The sequence below is a fragment of the Streptomyces sp. NPDC057280 genome, from assembly GCF_042668605.1.
Lineage (GTDB): Bacteria > Actinomycetota > Actinomycetes > Streptomycetales > Streptomycetaceae > Streptomyces.
The window spans coordinates 1,650,957-1,669,609 of sequence record NZ_JBHUYR010000001.1 but is presented as its reverse complement, the minus strand read 5'-3'; the positions used below and the strand labels follow the sequence as shown (position 1 = coordinate 1,669,609).

At 72.0% G+C, this 18,653-nt stretch carries 16 protein-coding genes; 8 read left to right on the top strand and 8 right to left on the bottom strand.

The features are described 5' to 3' along the window. Positions 1-33: 33 nt before the first annotated feature. From ACFUO4_RS07595 to ACFUO4_RS07580, 4 genes are all read left to right on the top strand, one after another. A complete protein-coding gene (locus ACFUO4_RS07595) occupies positions 34-642 on the top strand; it encodes a hypothetical protein (RefSeq protein WP_383480839.1) in 609 nt (202 codons plus the stop codon). Between the two features lie 165 nt (positions 643-807). Next, the gene (locus ACFUO4_RS07590) at positions 808-2,055 is read left to right on the top strand and encodes an aminotransferase class I/II-fold pyridoxal phosphate-dependent enzyme (protein WP_383480836.1); all 1,248 of its coding nucleotides are present in this window, start codon (positions 808-810) and stop codon (positions 2,053-2,055) included. Continuing rightward, a complete protein-coding gene (locus tag ACFUO4_RS07585; RefSeq protein WP_383480833.1) occupies positions 2,052-3,170 on the top strand; it encodes an MBL fold metallo-hydrolase in 1,119 nt (372 codons plus the stop codon). The genes ACFUO4_RS07590 and ACFUO4_RS07585 overlap by 4 nt, the downstream gene beginning before the upstream one ends. Positions 3,171-3,220: 50 nt before the next feature. After that, positions 3,221-3,643 carry an ankyrin repeat domain-containing protein gene (locus ACFUO4_RS07580; RefSeq protein WP_383480830.1) on the top strand — a complete coding sequence of 141 codons (423 nt, stop codon included), beginning with the start codon at positions 3,221-3,223 and terminating at the stop codon, positions 3,641-3,643. On the opposite strand, the gene ACFUO4_RS07575 is transcribed toward ACFUO4_RS07580, so the two are convergent. Both ACFUO4_RS07575 and ACFUO4_RS07570 read right to left on the bottom strand, forming a co-directional pair. Beyond that, positions 3,640-4,266: a DedA family protein gene (locus ACFUO4_RS07575; RefSeq protein ID WP_079308555.1), complete on the bottom strand. Its 627-nt coding sequence runs from the start codon at positions 4,264-4,266 to the stop codon at positions 3,640-3,642. The genes ACFUO4_RS07580 and ACFUO4_RS07575 overlap by 4 nt on opposite strands. A gap of 2 nt (positions 4,267-4,268) precedes the next feature. After that, positions 4,269-5,042: an MBL fold metallo-hydrolase gene (locus tag ACFUO4_RS07570; protein WP_383480827.1), complete on the bottom strand. Its 774-nt coding sequence runs from the start codon at positions 5,040-5,042 to the stop codon at positions 4,269-4,271. Positions 5,043-5,125: 83 nt separating this feature from the next. On the opposite strand from ACFUO4_RS07570, the gene ACFUO4_RS07565 reads away from it, so the two are divergent. The 4 genes from ACFUO4_RS07565 to dnaK all read left to right on the top strand — a co-directional run bounded on the left by ACFUO4_RS07565 (position 5,126) and on the right by dnaK (position 10,290). Then, on the top strand, positions 5,126-5,527 hold the full coding sequence (locus ACFUO4_RS07565; RefSeq protein ID WP_059195269.1) for a hypothetical protein: 402 nt from the start codon (positions 5,126-5,128) through the stop codon (positions 5,525-5,527). Between the two features lie 152 nt (positions 5,528-5,679). Continuing rightward, positions 5,680-7,755 (top strand): phage holin family protein, encoded by a 2,076-nt coding sequence (locus ACFUO4_RS07560; protein WP_383480824.1) that lies wholly within the window; start codon positions 5,680-5,682, stop codon positions 7,753-7,755. Between the two features lie 74 nt (positions 7,756-7,829). After that, positions 7,830-8,258: an OsmC family protein gene (locus tag ACFUO4_RS07555; protein WP_079308556.1), complete on the top strand. Its 429-nt coding sequence runs from the start codon at positions 7,830-7,832 to the stop codon at positions 8,256-8,258. 166 nt (positions 8,259-8,424) lie between these two features. Beyond that, entirely contained in the window at positions 8,425-10,290 is a 1,866-nt protein-coding gene (gene dnaK / locus ACFUO4_RS07550) for a molecular chaperone DnaK (protein ID WP_383480821.1), read from the top strand. A 3-nt stretch (positions 10,291-10,293) separates the two neighbouring features. Here dnaK and narI read toward each other — a convergent pair whose 3' ends face one another. From narI to ACFUO4_RS07520, 6 genes are all read right to left on the bottom strand, one after another. Next, entirely contained in the window at positions 10,294-11,016 is a 723-nt protein-coding gene (gene narI, locus ACFUO4_RS07545) for a respiratory nitrate reductase subunit gamma (RefSeq protein ID WP_079308540.1), read from the bottom strand. Beyond that, positions 11,013-11,504, bottom strand: coding sequence for a nitrate reductase molybdenum cofactor assembly chaperone (gene narJ / locus ACFUO4_RS07540; RefSeq protein WP_079308541.1), 492 nt, complete (start codon positions 11,502-11,504; stop codon positions 11,013-11,015). Before narJ ends, narI begins: the two co-directional genes overlap by 4 nt. Further along, positions 11,504-13,111, bottom strand: a complete 1,608-nt coding sequence (gene narH / locus ACFUO4_RS07535; RefSeq protein WP_079308542.1) for a nitrate reductase subunit beta — start codon at positions 13,109-13,111, stop codon at positions 11,504-11,506. Before narH ends, narJ begins: the two co-directional genes overlap by 1 nt. Further along, positions 13,111-16,794, bottom strand: coding sequence for a nitrate reductase subunit alpha (locus tag ACFUO4_RS07530; RefSeq protein WP_383480816.1), 3,684 nt, complete (start codon positions 16,792-16,794; stop codon positions 13,111-13,113). Before ACFUO4_RS07530 ends, narH begins: the two co-directional genes overlap by 1 nt. Positions 16,795-16,887: 93 nt before the next feature. Further along, entirely contained in the window at positions 16,888-17,703 is an 816-nt protein-coding gene (locus ACFUO4_RS07525) for an SAM-dependent methyltransferase (protein ID WP_383480813.1), read from the bottom strand. A gap of 30 nt (positions 17,704-17,733) precedes the next feature. Further along, entirely contained in the window at positions 17,734-18,597 is an 864-nt protein-coding gene (locus tag ACFUO4_RS07520; RefSeq protein ID WP_079308545.1) for a helix-turn-helix transcriptional regulator, read from the bottom strand. Positions 18,598-18,653: the final 56 nt, after the last annotated feature.

Below are 18,653 nucleotides of genomic sequence, written 5' to 3'. Positions count from 1 at the left end.
AGTGATCTGTCCGCGGTCTAAGGAGCCCCCCTCATGCGCCGCACCGTGCGTGCCCTGTCCGTCCTCGTTGTGGCGGGTGCCGCTCTCGGCGGTGTCGTGCCCGTCGCGCTCGCGGACCCGGCCGCCGAGGTCAGTCCCGCCAGTGTCGAGCCCGAAGGCACCGTCACCGTCTCGGTCTCCTGCGACCCGGTCGGCGGTACCGCGCCCGCCACCATCGAGGCCACTTCCCAGGCCTTCGGCGAAGAGGCCGTGCAGCTCCAGCGCGTGCCCGGGAACGACGATGCCGCTGCCGGGCCCGCCTATCGGGGGACCGCGCGGATCGCGCCCGCGGACGACTACGGCGACGACTCGGCGTGGACCGTGGACGGGACGTGCCCGGCGGCGGCCGGGGCGCAGGGCAGGCCGTGGAGCGCGACGTTCGACGTGACCGACGGCGGCGGCACCGGACACGGCTGCACCGAGCCGCGGGCCGAGCCGTGCGCCAGTACCAGCGCACCGGTCCAGCGGGGCGTGCACGCCGGCACCGGCGGGACCTTCACCGACTCCGTGCCGGCGCTGGTCGCGGGCGGTGTGCTCATCGCGGGCGCCCTCGGGGGTGCCGTGTACCGGCTGCGCCGCAGGGCGCCCCGCGGGGAGGCGTGAGGCGGTTCCCGGGGTCGGTGTGACCGGCGCAACTCGAGCGGGACCACATCGGCGTGCGCCACCCTGGGTACGCGAAGCGTGGCGGCGCACGCCCCCGTCGCCCCCGCCGGAAGGACAGGACCCAGCCCACGGCCCCGCGACACAGCGGCTCACCCGGAGGTACGGATGCGGCGCACGGACCCCGAAGGCCACGGCCCGGTCCGCTACGGCCCGCCGTTGCCGGACGACGGGCTGCCCGTGCTGCCCGAGCTGTCGGCCGTGCTCGCCGCGGCGGCGGCGCGGGGCGGCAGCGAACCCGTCGGGGGCGGTTCCGGGCTGCTGGACGCGGCGTGCGGCTACTGGGCCCGGCGGGGACTGTCCGCCGGGCCCGAGCGTGTCGTGGCGGCCCCCGGCGCCCCGTCCCTGCTGCTCGCGCTGACCGCGGCCCTCGGCGGCGACGTCCTGGTACCCCGGCCCTGCGCGGCCTGGTGGGCGCCGTACGCACGCCTGTTGGGCAGGCCCGTCTTCCATGTGGCGACACCGGCGGAGTGCGGCGGTGTCCCGGACCCGTACGCCCTGCTGGAGACCGTGCGCCGGGTCCGCGACGAGGGCGGTGACCCGCGGCTGCTCGTGCTGTCCGTGGCCGACGACCCCACCGCCACCGTGGCGCCGCCCGAGGTGCTGCACGAGGCCGTGGAGGCCGCCGCGGACGAGGGCCTGCACCTGATCAGTGACGAGACCTGGCGCGACACCGTGCACGCACCGCACGACACCATGTGGCTGAGCCCCGCCGAGATGCTGCCCGACCGGGTCACCGTCGTCACCGACCTCGCCGGCGCGCTGCTGCCGCCGGGCTGGCCCGCCGCGATCGCCCGCTTCCCCGAAGGGGACGCCGGAGACGGCCTCCACGCGCGCGTGCTCGACGTGCTCACCGCCCTCGGCGCCCGGGTGGCCGCCCCGGTGGCCGCCGCGGCCTGCTACGCGCTGCCGGAACCGGAGCCGGTGACCGACCGCGTCGCCGCCGCCGTACGCCTGCACGCGCGCGTGGCCGCCGCCGCATACACCGCCGTCGTCTCGGTCGGCGCCCTGGCCCGGCCCCCGCAGGCCGGCCGCCACCTCTACGTCGACCTCGGCCCGCTGCGCTCCGCGCTCGGCGCGCACGGCGTCGGTGACGCCCAGGACCTGGAGGAGTTCCTCACCGCCCGGCTCGGGATGCCGGCCCCCGGTGGCCATCGCTTCGGCGACGACCTGGGGGCGCTGCGGGTGCGGCTGTCGACCGGGGCGTTGCTCGCCGGGACGGACGGGGAACTCGAGGAATGCCTCAGTTCGACCACACCGTTGGAACTGCCACACGTGCACCGTGCGTTGATCACTTTGAAGTCGGTCTTCGACGATCTCCGCGACGACGCTCAGCGATGGGAGCCTCCTCGATGACGCAGCAGTCCACGAGTACGGCCGGTTCGAGCGCAGCCGGTTCCCGCACGACCGTGCGGGAACCCGACGCTCCGACGGCCGCCACCACCGTCCCGGAAACCGACGCTCCGGCGGCCGCATCCTCCTTCGCACCGCCCTTCCCGCCGCTCGCCGAACCCCGCCCGCTCGGCGAGCGCCGGTTCTGGCCGCGTACGTTCCACGACCGGCTCACCGCCCCGCTTCCCGGCCTCAAGGCCATGGCCCGGTTCGCCCGCGAGGGTTCCGTGCGGCCCGGCCGGGAGGGTCTCGCCGACATCCCGAGGCTCCCGTTCGAACCCGCGCCGCTGCCCCGCGTGGACGCCCGTACCGTCGCCGTCTCCTGGGCGGGGCACGCCAGTTGGGTCATCCGGATCGGCGGCCTGACCGTCCTGACCGACCCTGTCTGGTCCCGTCGCATCCTCGGCACCCCGGCGCGGATCACCCCCGTCGGCATCGCCTGGAGCGCGCTGCCGCGCGTGGACGCGGTCGTCATCAGCCACAACCACTACGACCATCTGGACGCCCCGACGCTGCGCCGACTCCCGCGCGACACCCCGGTGTTCGTGCCCGCGGGGCTGGCCGGCTGGTTCCGGCGCCGCCGGTTCACCCAGGTCACCGAGCTCGACTGGTGGGAGGCGGCCGAACTGAACGGCGTCCGCTTCGACTTCGTCCCGGCCCACCACTGGTCCAAGCGCACCCTCACCGACACCTGCCGCAGCCTGTGGGGCGGCTGGGTCCTCACGGCCCCGGACGGGCAGCGGGTCCACTTCGCCGGCGACACCGGCTACGGCCACTGGTTCTCCCGCATCGGCCGCCGCTACCCCGGCATCGACCTGACCCTGCTGCCCATCGGTGCCTACGACCCCCGCTGGTGGCTCAGCGACGTGCACTGCGACCCGGAGGAGGCGGTGCGGGCGGCCCAGGATCTCGGGGCGCGACGGATGGCCCCCATGCACTGGGGCACGTTCGTGCTGTCCGCGGAGCCGGTGCTGGAGCCGCTGACGCGGGTCCGGGCGGCCTGGGAGAAGGCGGGACTCGCGCGGGAGGACCTGTGGGACCTGCCGGTGGGCGGCTCACGGGTGCTGGAGCGAGCCTGAGCCGAATTTCGGTGGCCGCGCGGTCCTTGTGATCGCTAGCCTCGCCCGCCATGAAACGGCGACAGCACAAGAAGTTCTCCCGTCAGCTCTTCGAGGCGACCCTGGCGGGGGACGCCGTCCGTGTGCGGGCGCTGCTGAAGCGAGGAGCGCAGGCGGAGCGACCGTACGACGACGGCGCCACCCCGCTCTATCTGGCGTCCGTGCAGGGGGAGGCCGAGGTCGCGCGCGTGCTGCTGCGCGCCGGGGCCGCCCCCGACACGGAGAGTGCGGGCGACGGCTCGCAGGGGACGCCGCTGTGCGCGGCCGCCTGCTGGGGCCACCTCGAGACCGTACGCGAACTGCTGGCGCACGGCGCCGATCCGAACCTCCGTGAGGACCACGGGACCGGCTGGTCACCGCTGGAGTGGGCGAACCACGGCCCGCACCCGGCGACCGCGGAACTCCTCGTCACGGCTGGCGCACACAGAACCTAGGCCCTGGCGGTCCTGCGCACCCGGCGCCACACACTCGGCGCCGCGCTGACCGCGACCGTCAGCACGATCGCCGCCACCACACCTTCCCAGGGCTCGTCGAACAGCGACCCGCCCAGAATCCCGATCAACTGGTACGTCACCGCCCACGCCAGGCACGCCGGCAGATTGCCCCGGGCGAACCTTCGCAGCGGCCACTTCGCCATCAGGCACGCCAACATGACCGGAATCCGGCCCGCCGGCACCATCCGGGACAGCACCAGCACCGCCACCCCGTGCTCGGCCAGCTTCTCCTGCGCCTGCGTCAGCCGGTCCTCCGGCGCCCGGGACCGGATCGCCTCCAGCCACCGCGACCCGTTCTTCGACTTCATCCCGCGCCGCCCCAGCCAGTACAGCGCCATGTCCCCGAGGAACGCCGCCAGCGAGGCCGTCACGAACACCAGCGCCATCGAGAACGGCGCCGTCTGATGGAACGCCACCACGGCCGCCGAACTCACCAGTGCCCCCGTCGGCACCACCGGCACCAGCGCGCCGATCAGCACCAGCAGGAACAGCGACGGATACCCGAGCGCCTGCTGCGTCGACTCGGGCGGCACGGTCCTGACGGCCGCGGCCAGCCACGTCACCGTCACCGGGCCACCTCCGGGCGCACGCTCTCCCCGTGCTCCAGCAGATGCACCGCCACACCGGGCGCACGCGCGGCGGCGAGCCGCACGAACTCGGCGCCGGGGGCATGGAATTCATGGGGGCGCACGGCGTCCATCCCGATCGGCCAGTACGTGCCGTAGTGCACCGGCACCGCGCTGGCCGGGTCCAGCCGGGCCAGCGCCTCCGCGGCGCGCCCCGGGTCCAGGTGCCCCTCACCGAGGTACGGCCCCCAGCCGCCCACCGGCAGCAGCGCCACGTCGACCGGCCCGACCTCCTTCGCCATGTCGTCGAACAGGCCGGTGTCCCCGGCGAAGTAGGTGCGCGCCTCGCCCTCGACGACGTAGCCGAGCGCGGGGGAGCGATGCGGGCCCACGGGCAGCCGCCGCCCGTCGTGCCGGGCCGGGACCGTCCGGACGACCACGTCCCCGATCACCGTCTCGTCGCCCGGCGCCACCTCGGTGACCTGGAGGTGGGCGAGCCGGCGGAGCCCGGGCACCGCACGGGGTGCGCCCCGGGGCACGAGCAGGCGCGTGCCCGGGGACAGCCGCTGCAACGACGGAATGTGCAGATGATCGGAGTGCAGATGGGAGACGAGCGCCACGTCCGCGCGCCAGGCGCCGGGCGGCGGCACCGCGCCCCGACGGCGGCGCAGATGGGCCAGCCGGCGGGCGAACAGGGGATCGGTGAGCACACGGACGTCCGAGTCCTGGAGCGTGCAGGTGGCGTGCCCCCACCAGGTGATCTCCACCGGCACCTCTTTGCCTCCTTCGCGCGACTCCCCGAAGCCTACGGGCAGGAGTAGGGTCGGCGGCGAAACCCGGAGGTGAGGGGGACGCCATGGGACCGGTCCGCGTCACGGCGATCGCGAGTCTGACGCCGCTGGAGGAGCTGGAGGCCGACCCCTTCCTGGTGGACTCCCGCAGCCAGCACGCCATGTGCGCCCGCTGGGCCGCCGAGCGCGGCTACACCGTCAGCCGGGAACTCCTCGTGCGCGGCCTGCGCCCCGACCACTGCGTGCTCTGGGACGGCGTCCGCCCGGAGACCGACCTCTTCGTCGCGCCCAGCCGCCGGGTCCTGGACAGCGCCCTTTCCTCCACCGAGGAGTTCCTCGCCGAGTGCGCCCGCCGCGGGGTGCGCGTGGAGACGGTGGGGTCGGCGGAACCGTCGTACGACGCCCAGATGAAGGCCAGCATCCACCGCCGGCTGTCGATGCCGACGGCCGGGTACGACGGCCGGTAGCCGCCGCGGCTCCCGGCGGGACGGCCGGTGGTCGCCGCCCGGCTGCCCGCGGGACGGTCACCGGCCCGCCCCGGGGAGACTCCGGGGAACCTCCGTCCGTTGTGACAGGGTGGGTACAGGCCCGCACCGACGACGGGCCGGGGACGTGAGGTGTGCGGGGCGTGCGAGGCGGGCGTTGGCGGCGGGTCGCCAGTCAGGCGGGGCGGAGTGTCGCGGTGTGGGCGGTCTCCACGATCACCATGCTCGTCCTCGCCGGCATCCTGCCGGACTTCCAGCTCAGGTCCGCGGACGGCGACAGCGCCACCGACATCGCCGTCACCGCGGCCCTCGGCGCGGGTGCCTTCGGTGTCCTGTCGGCGCTGGTCTGGCCGCTCCTCGTACGCCTTCTGCTGCTCGTGCCCGCCCTGGTGCTCGGGCTGCTCGTCTTCGTCCTCAACGGCTTCCTGCTCCTGCTGGCGCTGCGGCTGAACCCGACCGAGCGGGGCGCGGCCGCGTGGGAGACCGCGGTGGTGGTCGCCGCTGTGATGTCGGCGGTCGCCTCCGCGACCGGCGCCGCCCTGGCCGTGCGGGACGACGACGCCTACCGGCGCCGCCTGTACCGGCTCGCCGACCGCCGCCGCAGAGGCGGCCCGGCCGCGCCGTCCGCCCCTGGGGTGGTCTTCCTCCAGCTGGACGGCGTCGGGTACGACGTCCTGCGGTTCGCCGTCGGTACGGGCGTCATGCCGACCCTCGCCCGCTGGCTGGACACCGGCTCCCACCGGCTCACCCCGTGGCGCACCGACTGGTCCAGCCAGACCGGCGCCAGCCAGCTCGGCATCCTGCACGGGAGCAACGAGGACGTGCCGGCCTTCCGCTGGTACGAGAAGGACAGCAGGGAGGTGATGGTCTGCAACCGCCCCACCAGCGCCGCCGAGCTCCAGCGCCGGGCGGTCGAACGCACCGGTGACGGCGGGCTCCTCAGCCTCGACGGGGCCAGCCGCGGGAACCTCTTCAGCGGCGGCGCCGACGAGCAGGCGCTCGTGCTGTCCATCGCCACCCGTCGCCGCAGCCGCGAGACCCGGTCCCGGGCGGGCTACTTCGCGTACTTCTCCGACCCGGCCAACGCCGTGCGCACCGCGCTGTCGTTCGTCGCGGAAGTCGGGCGGGAGATCGGGCAGTCGACCCGGGGCCGCGTCCACCGGGTCCGCCCGCGCGTGAGACGCGGCGGGCTCTACCCCTTCATCCGCGCCTTCGCGACCGTCGTCGAACGGGACGTCGTGGTCGCCGCGGTGATGGGCGACATGCTCGCCGGACGCACCGCCGTCTACGCCGACCTGGTCGCCTACGACGAGGTCGCCCACCACTCCGGGCCGATGAGCCGGGACGCCGAGAAGGTCCTCGAACGCCTCGACCGGTCCCTGGCGTTGATCGAGAACGTCGCCGAACACGCCCCGCGTCCGTACCGGATCGTCGTCCTGTCCGACCACGGCCAGAGCCCCGGCGAGACCTTCCGGACCCGCTACGGCCTCACCCTCGGCGACCTGGTGCGGGCCGGCTGCGGACTGCCCGTGCCGCGCAAGGCGCAGCGCACCCACAGCGGGGCCGAGGCCCGCGCGGCCGTCCGCGCCGCCCTGCGCCGGCCGGTCGAGGAGGGCCGCGAGCAGCACCGCCCCGCGCGGCGCAGCTCGGAGCCGCTCGTGCTGGCGTCCGGGAACCTCGGGCTGGTCTCCTTCCCTGACGTGCCGCACCGGATGAGCAAGGAGGAGATCGACGCCCGCCACCCGGCGCTGCTGACGACGCTCGCCAACCATCCCGGCATCGGCTTCCTCCTCGTGCGCAGCGAGGAGCACGGCGGGGTGGTGCTCGGGCCGTTCGGCACCGAGATCCCGGTCGATCAACTGGACGGGAATCCGGGCCCGTTGGCCGCTTTCGGGCCGGGTGCCGCCGACGCCGTACGCCGCACGCACGGCTTCGCGCACACCGCCGACATCATGGTCAACTCCTGGTACGACCCGGGCGAGGGCGAGGTGCTCGCGTTCGAGGAGCAGATCGGCTCGCACGGCGGCCTCGGCGGCGCGCAGGGGCGGCCGTTCCTGCTGTCGCCGGTGGCCCTCTCCGCACCGGTCGACGGCGAGGAGGAACTCGTCGGCGCCGAACACGTCCACCGCGTCCTGCGCCGGTGGCTGGACGAGTCGGACGGCCCCCAGGTCCCGCTGCCGGAACGCCAGGACGAACAGCGGGCCGCTTAGGCGGGTGCGGTAAGCCCGAATGTGATCGGATGGGGTCCACACCCCGGAACCGGGACCACATGAAAGGAATGACCGTGGCTACCACGCGCTCCGCACACACCGTCTGGGAAGGCAACCTGCTCGAGGGCAGCGGAGTCGTCTCCTTCGACTCCTCCGGCGCCATCGCCCAGCAGCCGGTGACGTGGGCTTCCCGCGCCCAGGAGGCGAACGGCAAGACCAGCCCCGAAGAGCTGATCGCGGCCGCCCACTCCAGCTGCTTCTCCATGGCGTTCTCGCACGCCCTCGCGGGGGCCGGCACCCCGCCCACCAAGCTCACCACCTCCGCCGACGTCACCTTCCAGCCGGGCGAGGGCATCACCGGCATCCACCTCACCGTGGAGGGCACCGTCCCCGGCATCGACCAGGACGCCTTCGTCGCCGCGGCCGAGGAGGCCAAGGTGAACTGCCCGGTCAGCCAGGCCCTCAAGGCCGTGCCGATCACCCTGTCGGCGAAGCTGGCCTGACAGCCGCACGTGCCCGGATGCCGCGTCCCCCTGGGGGGCGCGGCATCCGCCATTTCGGGGTACCCGGCTTTGGGGGTGCACGGCTTTCGGGGGACGCGGCATTGACAACAGCCCACTCAAGTTTTGTGCTGGAGTCCGGGAAGTGCCCTGGCGGAAGGGGACAGCGATGGGACGCGCGGTCGGGATCGATCTGGGGACCACGAACTCCGTGGTGGCCGTCCTGGAGGGCGGCGACCCCACGGTCGTCGCCAACGCGGAGGGGGCCAGGACCACACCGTCGGTCGTGGCCTTCGCCAAGAACGGGGAAGTGCTCGTCGGGGAGGTCGCCAAGCGGCAGGCCGTGACGAACGTGGAGCGGACCGCGCGGTCCGTGAAGCGGCACATGGGCGACGCCGACTGGCGCTTCCCTGAGCAGGGGTCGGTCGACGGCACCCGCTACCGGGCGCAGGAGTTGTCGGCGCGGGTGCTGCAGAAGCTGAAGCGGGACGCCGAGTCCTACCTCGGCGAGGACGTCACCGACGCGGTGATCACGGTCCCGGCGTACTTCGACGACACCCAGCGGCAGGCCACCAAGGAGGCCGGCGAGATCGCGGGCCTGAAGGTGCTGCGGATCATCAACGAGCCGACCGCCGCCGCCCTCGCCTACGGCCTGGACCGGGGCGAGGAGCAGACCGTCCTCGTCTTCGACCTCGGCGGCGGCACCTTCGACGTGTCGCTCCTGGAGATCGGCGACGGTGTCATCGAGGTCAAGGCGACGAACGGCGACACGCATCTCGGCGGCGACGACTGGGACCAGCGGGTCGTGGAGCACCTGGTGAAGAAGTTCCAGGGGCAGTACGGCATCGACCTCGGCAAGGACAAGATGGCGCTGCAACGCCTGCGCGAGGGCGCCGAGAAGGCCAAGATCGAGCTGTCCAGCTCGTCGGAGACCACGATCAACCTCCCCTACATCACCGCCTCCGCCGAAGGCCCGCTGCACCTCGACGAGAAACTGACACGAGCTCAGTTCCAGGAGCTCACCGCAGACCTGCTCGACCGCTGCAAGACCCCCTTCCACCAGGCCGTCAAGGACGCCGGCATCAAGCTCGCCGCGGTCGACCACGTCATCCTCGTCGGCGGCTCGACCCGGATGCCCGCCGTCACGGACCTCGTCAAGGAACTCACCGGCAAGGACCCGCACAAGGGCGTCAACCCGGACGAGGTCGTCGCCCTCGGCGCCGCGCTCCAGGCGGGTGTCGTCCGGGGGGACGTGAAGGACGTCCTGCTCCTCGACGTCACCCCGCTGTCCCTGGGCATCGAGACCAAGGGCGGCATCATGACGAAGCTCATCGAGCGCAACACCACGATCCCGACCCGGCGTTCGGAGATCTTCACCACCGCCACCGACAACCAGCCCTCGGTCGGCATCCAGGTCTACCAGGGCGAACGCGAGATCGCCGCCTACAACAAGAAGCTCGGCGTCTTCGACCTCACCGGCCTGCCGCCCGCCCCTCGTGGCGTTCCGCAGATCGAGGTCGCCTTCGACATCGACGCCAACGGGATCATGCACGTCTCCGCGAAGGATCTCGCGACCGGCCGCGAGCAGAAGATGACCGTCACCGGCGGCTCGGCCCTCCCCAAGGACGACATCGACCGCATGATGCGGGACGCGGAGCAGTACGCGGAGGAGGACCGCAAGCGCCGGGAGGCAGCCGAGACCCGCAACCAGGCCGAGCAACTCGTCTACCAGACCGAGAAGTTCCTCCGCGAGAACGACGAACGCGTCCCCGCCGAGACCAAGTCGGAGGTGGAGGCGGCGATCGCGGAACTGAAGACGCTCCTGGAGCAGAACGCCGAGACGGCGGCCCTGCGCAACGGCGTCGAGCACCTGGCCACCGTCAGCCAGCGGGTGGGCCAGGCGATGTACGCGCAGGCCCAGCAGTCGGAGCCGACCGCCACCGAACAGCAGACCACCACGCCTCCCGACGAGGAGGGCGTGGTGGACGCGGAGATCGTCGACGACGACAAGGAGCAGAAGGGCGGGGCCGCCTGAGCCCTACGACCCCGTCTTCTCCCAGCCCCGCCGCTCCGGCCGCGGCCCCAGTTGCCTGGGGTCGCGGCTGCGGTACACGACGTACGGCCGGAACAGGTACTGCACCGGCGCGCTGAACATATGGACCAGCCTGCTGTACGGCACGAACGCGATCAGCGCCATCCCGATCACCGCGTGGACCTGGTACAGCACCGGCACCCCGTGCATGCGGTCGATGTCCGGCTGGAGGGTGAACAGGCTGCGCGCCCAAGGGGCGATGGACTCACGGTAGTTGTAGCCGTCGCCGGAGGCGTGGGTCAGCTTGGCGATCATGCCCAGCGCGATCGCGCCGAGCAGCACCAGGTACATCAGCTTGTCGTTGGCGGTGGTCGCGCGGAAGACGGGGGCCCGCGTCCGCCGTCGGTAGACCAGCAGCACGATCCCGGCGACGGTGAGGACGCCGGCCGCGGTGCCGCCGTAGAGCGAGAACAGGTGGTACGTGTGCTCGCTGATCCCCGCCTTGTCCGTCCACGACATCGGGATGAACAGCCCCACGAGGTGACCGGCCAGCACGAAGAGGATGCCGTAGTGGAAGGCGGGGGAGGCGATGTTGAGCAGCTTCGACTCGTGGACCTGCGAACTGCGCGTCGTCCAGCCGAACTTGTCGTAGCGGTAGCGCCAGACGAGCCCGGCGACGAGCAGGGCGACGGCGACGTACGGCAGCACGCCCCAGAGGAGTGTGGTCATCGGCGCACCCCGGTGTGAGTGGGCAGTGTGGCGCATACGGCGTCCAGGACGGACGCGTACGGGGTCCCGAAGGCGGTGAGCCGGGAGCGCAACTGCTCCAGGCCGTCCCGGTGTTCGGTGAGCAGGTCGGTGTTTCCGGTGCGGGACGCGAACTCCAGCACCGCGGGCAGGAAGTCGGGCAGCTCCTCGCCGGTGAACTCGAGGCCCGCGGCCCGGTAGACGTCCTTGAAGCGGACCAGCGACATGCCGCGCCGCCGGGTGTCCCCGTCCTGCCACCAACTCAGGTACAGGCTGTGCCGGTTCTTGAAGTCGAAGACCTGGACGTAGTGCGCGGCCAGTTCCTGCGCCGGGGTCACCGCCGCGTGGTCCGTGAACTCCCGCAGCTGCGGGGCCGCTTCGCGCAGCAGCGGCAGCCGGGCGCGGAAGTCGTCGTCGGGGTACGTCAGACAGAGCGCTGCTGCCTGGTAGAGCACGGCGTACGACGGCATCAGACCTCCTCGGCGTCGGCGGGGTCGTCGGACGTCTGGCGACGGCGCAGTCCGTGGAAGTTCTCCACGGACACCACCGGCAGCAGCTTGCGCTGCCCGGAGTCCTGGCCGAACGGCCCGTCGCCGCCCATACCCGGGCCGCCCTCGTATTCGAGGCTGCACCCCTCCGGGAGCGCCGACTCCTCCAGTCGGCGGGCGTCGCCCACGGCGGCGGTCGGGATCACGTACCGGTCCTCGTACTTGGCGATGGCCAGCAGCCGGTACATCTCCTCGATCTCGTCCGGCTTCATCCCGACCGCCTCGGTGACCCGCGGATCGGGCTCCTCGCCGAGGTTGATCGCCCGCATGTGGGCGCGCATCGCGGCGAGCTTCTCCAGGGAGGCCCGCACGGGTGCGGTGTCGCCCGCGGTGAAGACCTCCGCGAGGTACTCCAGCGGGATGCGGAGCGTGTCGATCGCGCCGAAGAGGTTGCTCGCGTCCTCGCCGTCGTGCCCGGTCTCGGTGAGCGCGTCCACGACCGGTGACAGCGGCGGGATGTACCAGACCATCGGCATCGTGCGGTACTCGGGATGCAGCGGCAGGGCGACCTTGTACTTGCTGATCAGCGCGCGCACGGGGGAGCGGCGGGCCGCCTCCATCCAGTCGTACGAGATCCCCGCCTCCTCGGCGGCTCGCTGCACCGCGGGATCGTCCGGGTCGAGGAAGACACCCAACTGGGCCTCGTAGAGCCCCTTTTCGTCGGGAGTGGAAGCCGCGGCCGTCACCTTGTCGGCGTCGTAGAGGATCACGCCGAGATAGCGCAGACGGCCCACGCAGGTCTCGGAGCAGACCGTCGGCAGTCCCACCTCGACGCGCGGATAGCACAGGGTGCACTTCTCGGCCTTGCCGGTGCGGTGGTTGAAGTAGACCTTCTTGTACGGGCATCCGGTCACGCACATCCGCCAGCCCCGGCAGTGGTCCTGGTCGACCAGGACGATGCCGTCCTCCGCCCGCTTGTACATCGCGCCGGACGGACACGAGGCCACGCAGGACGGGTTGAGGCAGTGCTCGCAGATGCGCGGCAGATAGAACATGAAGGTCTGCTCGAACTCGAACTTCACCTTCTCCGCCGCCTGTTGGCGGGTGCGCTCGACCATCGGGTCGAGGTCGCCGTAGGCAGGGGCACCCGCGAGGTTGTCGTCCCAGTTCGAGGACCACTCGATCTTCATCGGCTTGCCGTCGATCTGCGACACCGGCCGCGCCACCGGGAAGTCGTCACCGAGCGGGGCGTCGGTGAGGTTCTTGTAGTCGTAGGTCCAGGGCTCGTAGTAGTCCTTGATCTCCGGGAGCCTGGGGTTGGAGAAGATGCCGAGGAGCTTGTGGAAGCGGCCGCCCGCCTTCAGCTTCAGCGCGCCGCGTCTGTTCAGCTCCCAGCCGCCGCGCCACTTCTCCTGGTCCTCGTAGCGGCGCGGATAGCCCTGCCCGGGGCGGGTCTCGACATTGTTGAACCAGACGTACTCCATGCCCTGCCGGTTGGTCCACGCCTGCTTGCAGGTGACCGAGCAGGTGTGGCAGCCGATGCACTTGTCGAGGTTCATGACCATCGCGATCTGTGCCATCGCTCGCATCAGTACTGCACCTCCTGGCTGCGGCGGCGGATGACCGTCACCTCGTCGCGCTGGTTGCCCGTCGGGCCCAGGTAGTTGAACGCCCAGCTCAACTGGGCGTAGCCGCCGATGAGATGGGACGGCTTGAGGATCAGCCGGGTCAGGGAGTTGTGGATGCCGCCGCGCTTGCCGGTGGCCTCCGTCGTCGGCACGTTGACCGTGCGTTCCTGCGCGTGGTGCATGTAGACCGTGCCGGCCGGCATCCGGTGCGAGACGACCGCGCGGGCGACGACCACGCCGTTGCGGTTGACCGCCTCGATCCAGTCGTCGTCCTTCACCCCGATCGCGTCCGCGTCCTGCGGGGACATCCAGATGGTCTGGCCGCCGCGGAAGAGGGCCAGCATGAACAGGTTGTCCTGGTACTCGGAGTGGATGGACCACTTGTTGTGCGGGGTGAGGTAACGGACCGTCACCTCCCGTTGCCCGTCCGGGCCGAGCTGTGGTTCCCCGAACAGCTTGTTCATGTCGAGGGGCGGCCGGTAGACGGGGAGCGCCTCGCCCAGTTCGTGGATCCAGTCGTGGTCCAGGAAGAAGTGCTGGCGGCCGGTGAGGGTGTGCCAGGGCTTGAGGTGCTCGGTGTTGAGCGTGAACGCCGTGTACCTGCGGCCGCCGGACTCGCTGCCCGACCACTCCGGCGAGGTGATGACCGGGACGGGCGCCGCCTGGGTGTCGGCGTAGGTGATGCGCTTGCCCTCGTGCTCGGCGGCCAGATGGGCCATCTCCTGCCCGGTGCGCGCTTCCAGGGTGTGGAAACCCTGGGTGGCGAGGCGGCCGTTGGTGGTGCCGGACAGGGCGAGGATGGTGTTCGCGGCCTTCACGGCGGTGTCGATCGCGGGGCGGCCCGCGTAGCCGGTGCCGTTCAGCTCGGCCAGGTGCCGCACCTCTTCGTCCGGCTTGAGGGCGATGCCCTTGCAGGGCAGGCCCAGTTGCTCGACCAGCGGGCCGAGGGCACGGAACTTGGCGCCGATCATCGTGTAGTCCCGCTCGACGACCGTCAGGTTCGGCATCGTCTTCCCGGGCACCGGATCGCACTCGCCGCGCTTCCAGTCCAGGACCACCCCGCCGGGCTGGGCGGTCTCGCCCGGGGTGTCGTGCTGCAACGGGGACGCCACCAGGTCCTTGCGGGTGCCCAGGTGCAGGACCGCCATCTCGCTGAGCCGGTCGGCCAGCGCCTTGAAGGTGTCGAAGTCGGTGCGGGCCTGCCAGGGCGGGTCCACGGCCGGGGTGAAGGAGTGCACGTAGGGGTGCATGTCGGTGGACGACAGGTCGTGCTTCTCGTACCAGGTCGCGGCCGGCAGGACGACGTCCGACAGCAGTGTCGACGAGGTCTGCCGGAAGTCCAGCGACAGCAGCAGGTCGAGCTTGCCCTCGGGGGCCTCCTCCCGCCACTTCACGTCCCTGGGCCGCTCGTGCGGCTCCGCTTCCCGGGCGCTCAACGACGAGTGCGTGCCCAGCAGATGCCGGGTGAAGTACTCGGCGCCCTTCGCCGACGAGCCGAGCAGGTTGGCCCGCCACAGCGTCAGCACGCGCGGCCAGTTCTGCGGGGCGTCCGGGTCCTCGCAGGCGAAGTTGAGGGTGCCCGCGCGGAGTTCGGCCACCGCCTTGGCCACCGGGTCGCCGAAGACCTCGCCCAGCTCCAGGGGGTTGCGGTCGAAGGTCGGGTACGACGGCATCCAGCCCGAACGCGCCGACTGGGCAAGGCAGTCGGCGCCCGTCATGCCCTTGAACCGGTCCTCGCCGAGCGGCGAGGACAGCACGTCGGCGGTGAAGTGGTCGTAGCGCCACTGATCGGTGTTGAGGAACCAGTACGCGGTGCCGATCATCTGCCGCGGTGGCCGCGACCAGTCCGACGCGGCGGCCAGCGTCGCCCAGCCGGTGACCGGGCGGCACTTCTCCTGGCCGACGTAGTGTGCCCAGCCGCCGCCGTTGCGGCCCTGGCAGCCGGTGAGCTGGAGCAGGGCCAGGAAGGCGCGGTAGATGGTCTCGGAGTGGAACCAGTGGTTGGTGCCGGCGCCCATGAGGATCATGCAGCGGCCCTTGGAGCGCTCGGCGGTCCGCGCGAACTCCCGGGCGATCTTGACGCACTTGGCGGCCGGTACCGAGGTGTGCACCTCCTGCCAGGCCGGGGTGCCGGGCGCCTCGGCGTCCTCGTAGGAAGCGGGCCAACTGCCGGGCATGCCGGCCCGCTCGATGCCGTACTGGGCGAGCAGCAGGTCGAACACGGTCGTCACCAGCGGACCGTCCGGACCACCGAGCCGGGTGGCCGGTACGCCACGGCGTACGACGTCGCCGCGGCCCTGGCCGTGCTCGCCGCCCTCGGTGTCGAAGCGCGGGAGCAGGACCTCGACGCCGGTCGCGATGTTCTGGCCGTGCAGGGTCAGCGTCGGTTCGATCGCGCCGAGTTCGAGGTTCCAGCGGCCCTTGCCCGAGTCGGTCCAGCGGAAGCCCAGGGAGCCGTTCGGGACGACCGCGCGCCCGCTCGCCGCGTCCAGCACCACCGTCTTCCACTCCGCGCCCTCGCCCTCCTGGCCGAGGTCGGTGGCGCGCAGGAACTTCGAGGGGACGAGCGCGCCGTCCTTCTCGGTGAGCGTCACCAGGAACGGCAGGTCGGTGAACTTCTTGACGTAGTCCGTGAAGAACGGTGTCTCACGGTCGACGAAGAACTCCTTCAGGATGACGTGCCCCATCGCCAGGGCCAGCGCCCCGTCCGTGCCGGGGTGCGGGTGCAGCCACTCGTCGGCGAACTTGGCGTTGTCCGCGTAGTCGGGGGCGACCACGACCACCTTCTGGCCCCGATAGCGGGCCTCGGCCATCCAGTGCGCGTCCGGGGTGCGGGTGACGGGGACGTTCGAGCCCCACATCATCAGGTAGGCCGCGTCCCACCAGTCGCCCGACTCCGGGACGTCCGTCTGGTCGCCGAAGACCTGCGGGGAGGCGACGGGAAGGTCGGCGTACCAGTCGTAGAACGACAGCATCGGGGCGCCGATCAGCGAATGGAAGCGCGCTCCGGCCGCGTGCGACACCATCGACATCGCCGGGATGGGGGAGAAACCGGCGATGCGGTCGGGGCCGTACGTCTTGATCGTGTGGACGTGGGCGGCGGCGACGATCTCGACCGCCTCGTCCCAGGTCGCGCGGACCAGGCCGCCCTTGCCGCGGGCCTGCTGGTAGCGGCGGCGGCGCTCGGGGTCGTTCTGGATGTCCTGCCAGGCCAGCACCGGGTCGCCGGTCCTCGCGAGCGCCTCGCGGTACAGCTCCAGCAGGACACCGCGGACGTACGGGTAGCGAACCCGGGTGGGGGAGTACGTGTACCAGGAGAACGCGGCCCCCCGGGGGCAGCCGCGCGGCTCGTACTCGGGGCGGTCCGGGCCGACGCTCGGGTAGTCGGTCTGCTGCGTCTCCCAGGTGATGATGCCGTCCTTGACGTACACCTTCCACCGGCAGGAACCCGTGCAGTTCACGCCGTGGGTGGAGTTCACGACCTTGTCGTGGCTCCACCGGTCCCGGTAGAAGGCGTCCGCCTCGCGCCCGCCGGTCAGCTCGATGCGGTGCAGGTCGGGCGCGGGCGTGCCGGGCCGGAAGAAACGCCCGGCCTTCAGCAGCGCCGCACCCGGCTCGGTGGGCGGTATCTGGGTGTCGGTCACATGCGCTCCCTTGCTGGCCCGTGCTTCCGAAGCTAGGGGCCAGGGCGGGAACGCACCTGTTCACGGCACCCGTACGGGTGCGCGTACGACGGGTCAGGGCTTGCGGGCCACCCCCGCGTACACCGGTACGACGCCCTCCGCCTGGGCCTCGACGTCGACGGGCTCCGGCCGCCAGCCGGTCACCGGGATCACGCCCGGGCCGAGCAGCTCCAGACCGGCGAAGAAACGCGAGAACTCGGCCAGCGAGCGCGGATGGAACGGCGTACCGCTCGCCCGGAAGTGCTCCGCGGCCTTCCCGACGGCCTCCGGGCTCAGGTCGGGGGTGACCTGGGAGAGGATCACGTAGCTGCCGGGGGCGAGCTCGGCGACGTACCGCTCCAGCAGGCCGTACACGTCGTCGCCGTCCGGGTCCTCGCCGAGGTAGTGGGTGAGCGCCACCAGTGACAGCGCGACCGGGCGGGAGAAGTCCAGGGTCTGCGCGGCCAGGCGCAGGATGGTGTCCGGGGCGCGGACATCGGCGTGCACGTAGTTCGTGGCGCCCTCGGCGGTGCTGCGCAGGAGCGCCTGGGCGTGGCGCAGGACGATCGGGTCGTTGTCGACGTACACGACGCGCGCGTCCTGGGCGACCTCCTGGGCGACCTGGTGGAGGTTCGGCTCGGTCGGGATGCCGGTGCCGATGTCGAGGAACTGGCGGACGCCCGCCTCGGCGGCCGTCCGGACCGCCCGGTGCATGAACCGGCGGTTGGCGCGCGCCCCGCGCACCACGGTGCCGTCCGAGGCGAGGATCCGGCGGGCCAGCGCCTCGTCCACCGGGTAGTTGTCCTTGCCGCCGAGCCACCAGTCGTACACGCGGGCCGGATGGGGCCGGGTGGTGTCGAGGATGCTGGGCGCGGCTTCCGGTCCGGTCATGCGGCGGTCTCTCCTCGGTGCTCGAAGGGCTCAGTAGGCGGCGCGGCGTTCCCTGAGGATCTTCTTGGTGCGCTCGGCCGACGCCGCGCGCGCCGTCATGTGGTCCAGGACCTCCAGATGCAGGGAGACCTCCTTGCGGGAGTCCAGGTACAGGGCGCCGGTCAGATACTCGGTGAACGCCATGTCCGGCAGTTCGGGCTCGGCGAAGCGGAAGAGGGAGAAGGGGGCGTACGTCCCCGGGTGCGGGCCCGCGGCGAACTCGGCTATCTGCAGCGTGATCCGGTCGCGTTCGGCGAACTCCAGCAGCTTGTCCAGCTGTTCCCGCATGACCTGACCGCCGTGGCCGACCGGCCGGGCCAGCACCGTCTCGTCCATGATCACCCACAGGTGGGGCGGGTCGGGGCGTTCCAGGAGCTGCTGGCGGGTCATCCGCAGGGCCACATGCCGCTCGACGGTGTCCGGGCCGGCCTGCGCGATCGTCCCCGCCTCCATCACGGCACGCGCGTACGCCTCGGTCTGGAGCAGGCCCGGCACGAAGTGCGGCTCGTAGGAGCGGATGATGCGGGCCGCGCCCTCCAGGCTCACGTACAGGCTGAACCAGTCCGGCAGCACGTCGTGGAACCGCTGCCACCAGCCCGGCTGGTTCGCCTCCTCGGCCAGCGCGACGAACGCGTCCGCCTCCTCCGCGGAGACGCCGTACGTCGACAACAGCAGCTGGACGTACGGGATCTTCAGGGAGACCTCGGCCATTTCCATGCGCCGCACCGTCGCCGGAGCCACGCGCAGGACCTTCGCGGCCTCCTCGCGCTTCAACCCGGCCGCCTCGCGCAGCTCCTGGAGCCGCTTGCCGAGCACCACCTGGCCCACCGTGGGCGCAGGCCGCCGCTCACTCACGCCACGCCTCCCCTACGCGCCGAAGTATCCGAGGCAGTGTGTCATGTTCCGCTGTC

Bases quoted from the DNA above. Each gene is read 5' to 3' on its own strand.
- ACFUO4_RS07595 (WP_383480839.1), top strand. From the start codon at position 34: ATGCGCCGCACCGTGCGTGCCCTGTCCGTCCTCGTTGTGGCGGGTGCC.
- ACFUO4_RS07590 (WP_383480836.1), top strand. From the start codon at position 808: ATGCGGCGCACGGACCCCGAAGGCCACGGCCCGGTCCGCTACGGCCCG.
- narI (WP_079308540.1), bottom strand. From the start codon at position 11,016: ATGACCACACTCCTCTGGGGCGTGCTGCCGTACGTCGCCGTCGCCCTG.
- narJ (WP_079308541.1), bottom strand. From the start codon at position 11,504: ATGCCGTCGTACGCCGTGCTCTACCAGGCAGCAGCGCTCTGTCTGACG.
- ACFUO4_RS07580 (WP_383480830.1), top strand. From the start codon at position 3,221: ATGAAACGGCGACAGCACAAGAAGTTCTCCCGTCAGCTCTTCGAGGCG.
- ACFUO4_RS07585 (WP_383480833.1), top strand. From the start codon at position 2,052: ATGACGCAGCAGTCCACGAGTACGGCCGGTTCGAGCGCAGCCGGTTCC.
- narH (WP_079308542.1), bottom strand. From the start codon at position 13,111: ATGCGAGCGATGGCACAGATCGCGATGGTCATGAACCTCGACAAGTGC.
- ACFUO4_RS07565 (WP_059195269.1), top strand. From the start codon at position 5,126: ATGGGACCGGTCCGCGTCACGGCGATCGCGAGTCTGACGCCGCTGGAG.
- ACFUO4_RS07525 (WP_383480813.1), bottom strand. From the start codon at position 17,703: ATGACCGGACCGGAAGCCGCGCCCAGCATCCTCGACACCACCCGGCCC.
- dnaK (WP_383480821.1), top strand. From the start codon at position 8,425: ATGGGACGCGCGGTCGGGATCGATCTGGGGACCACGAACTCCGTGGTG.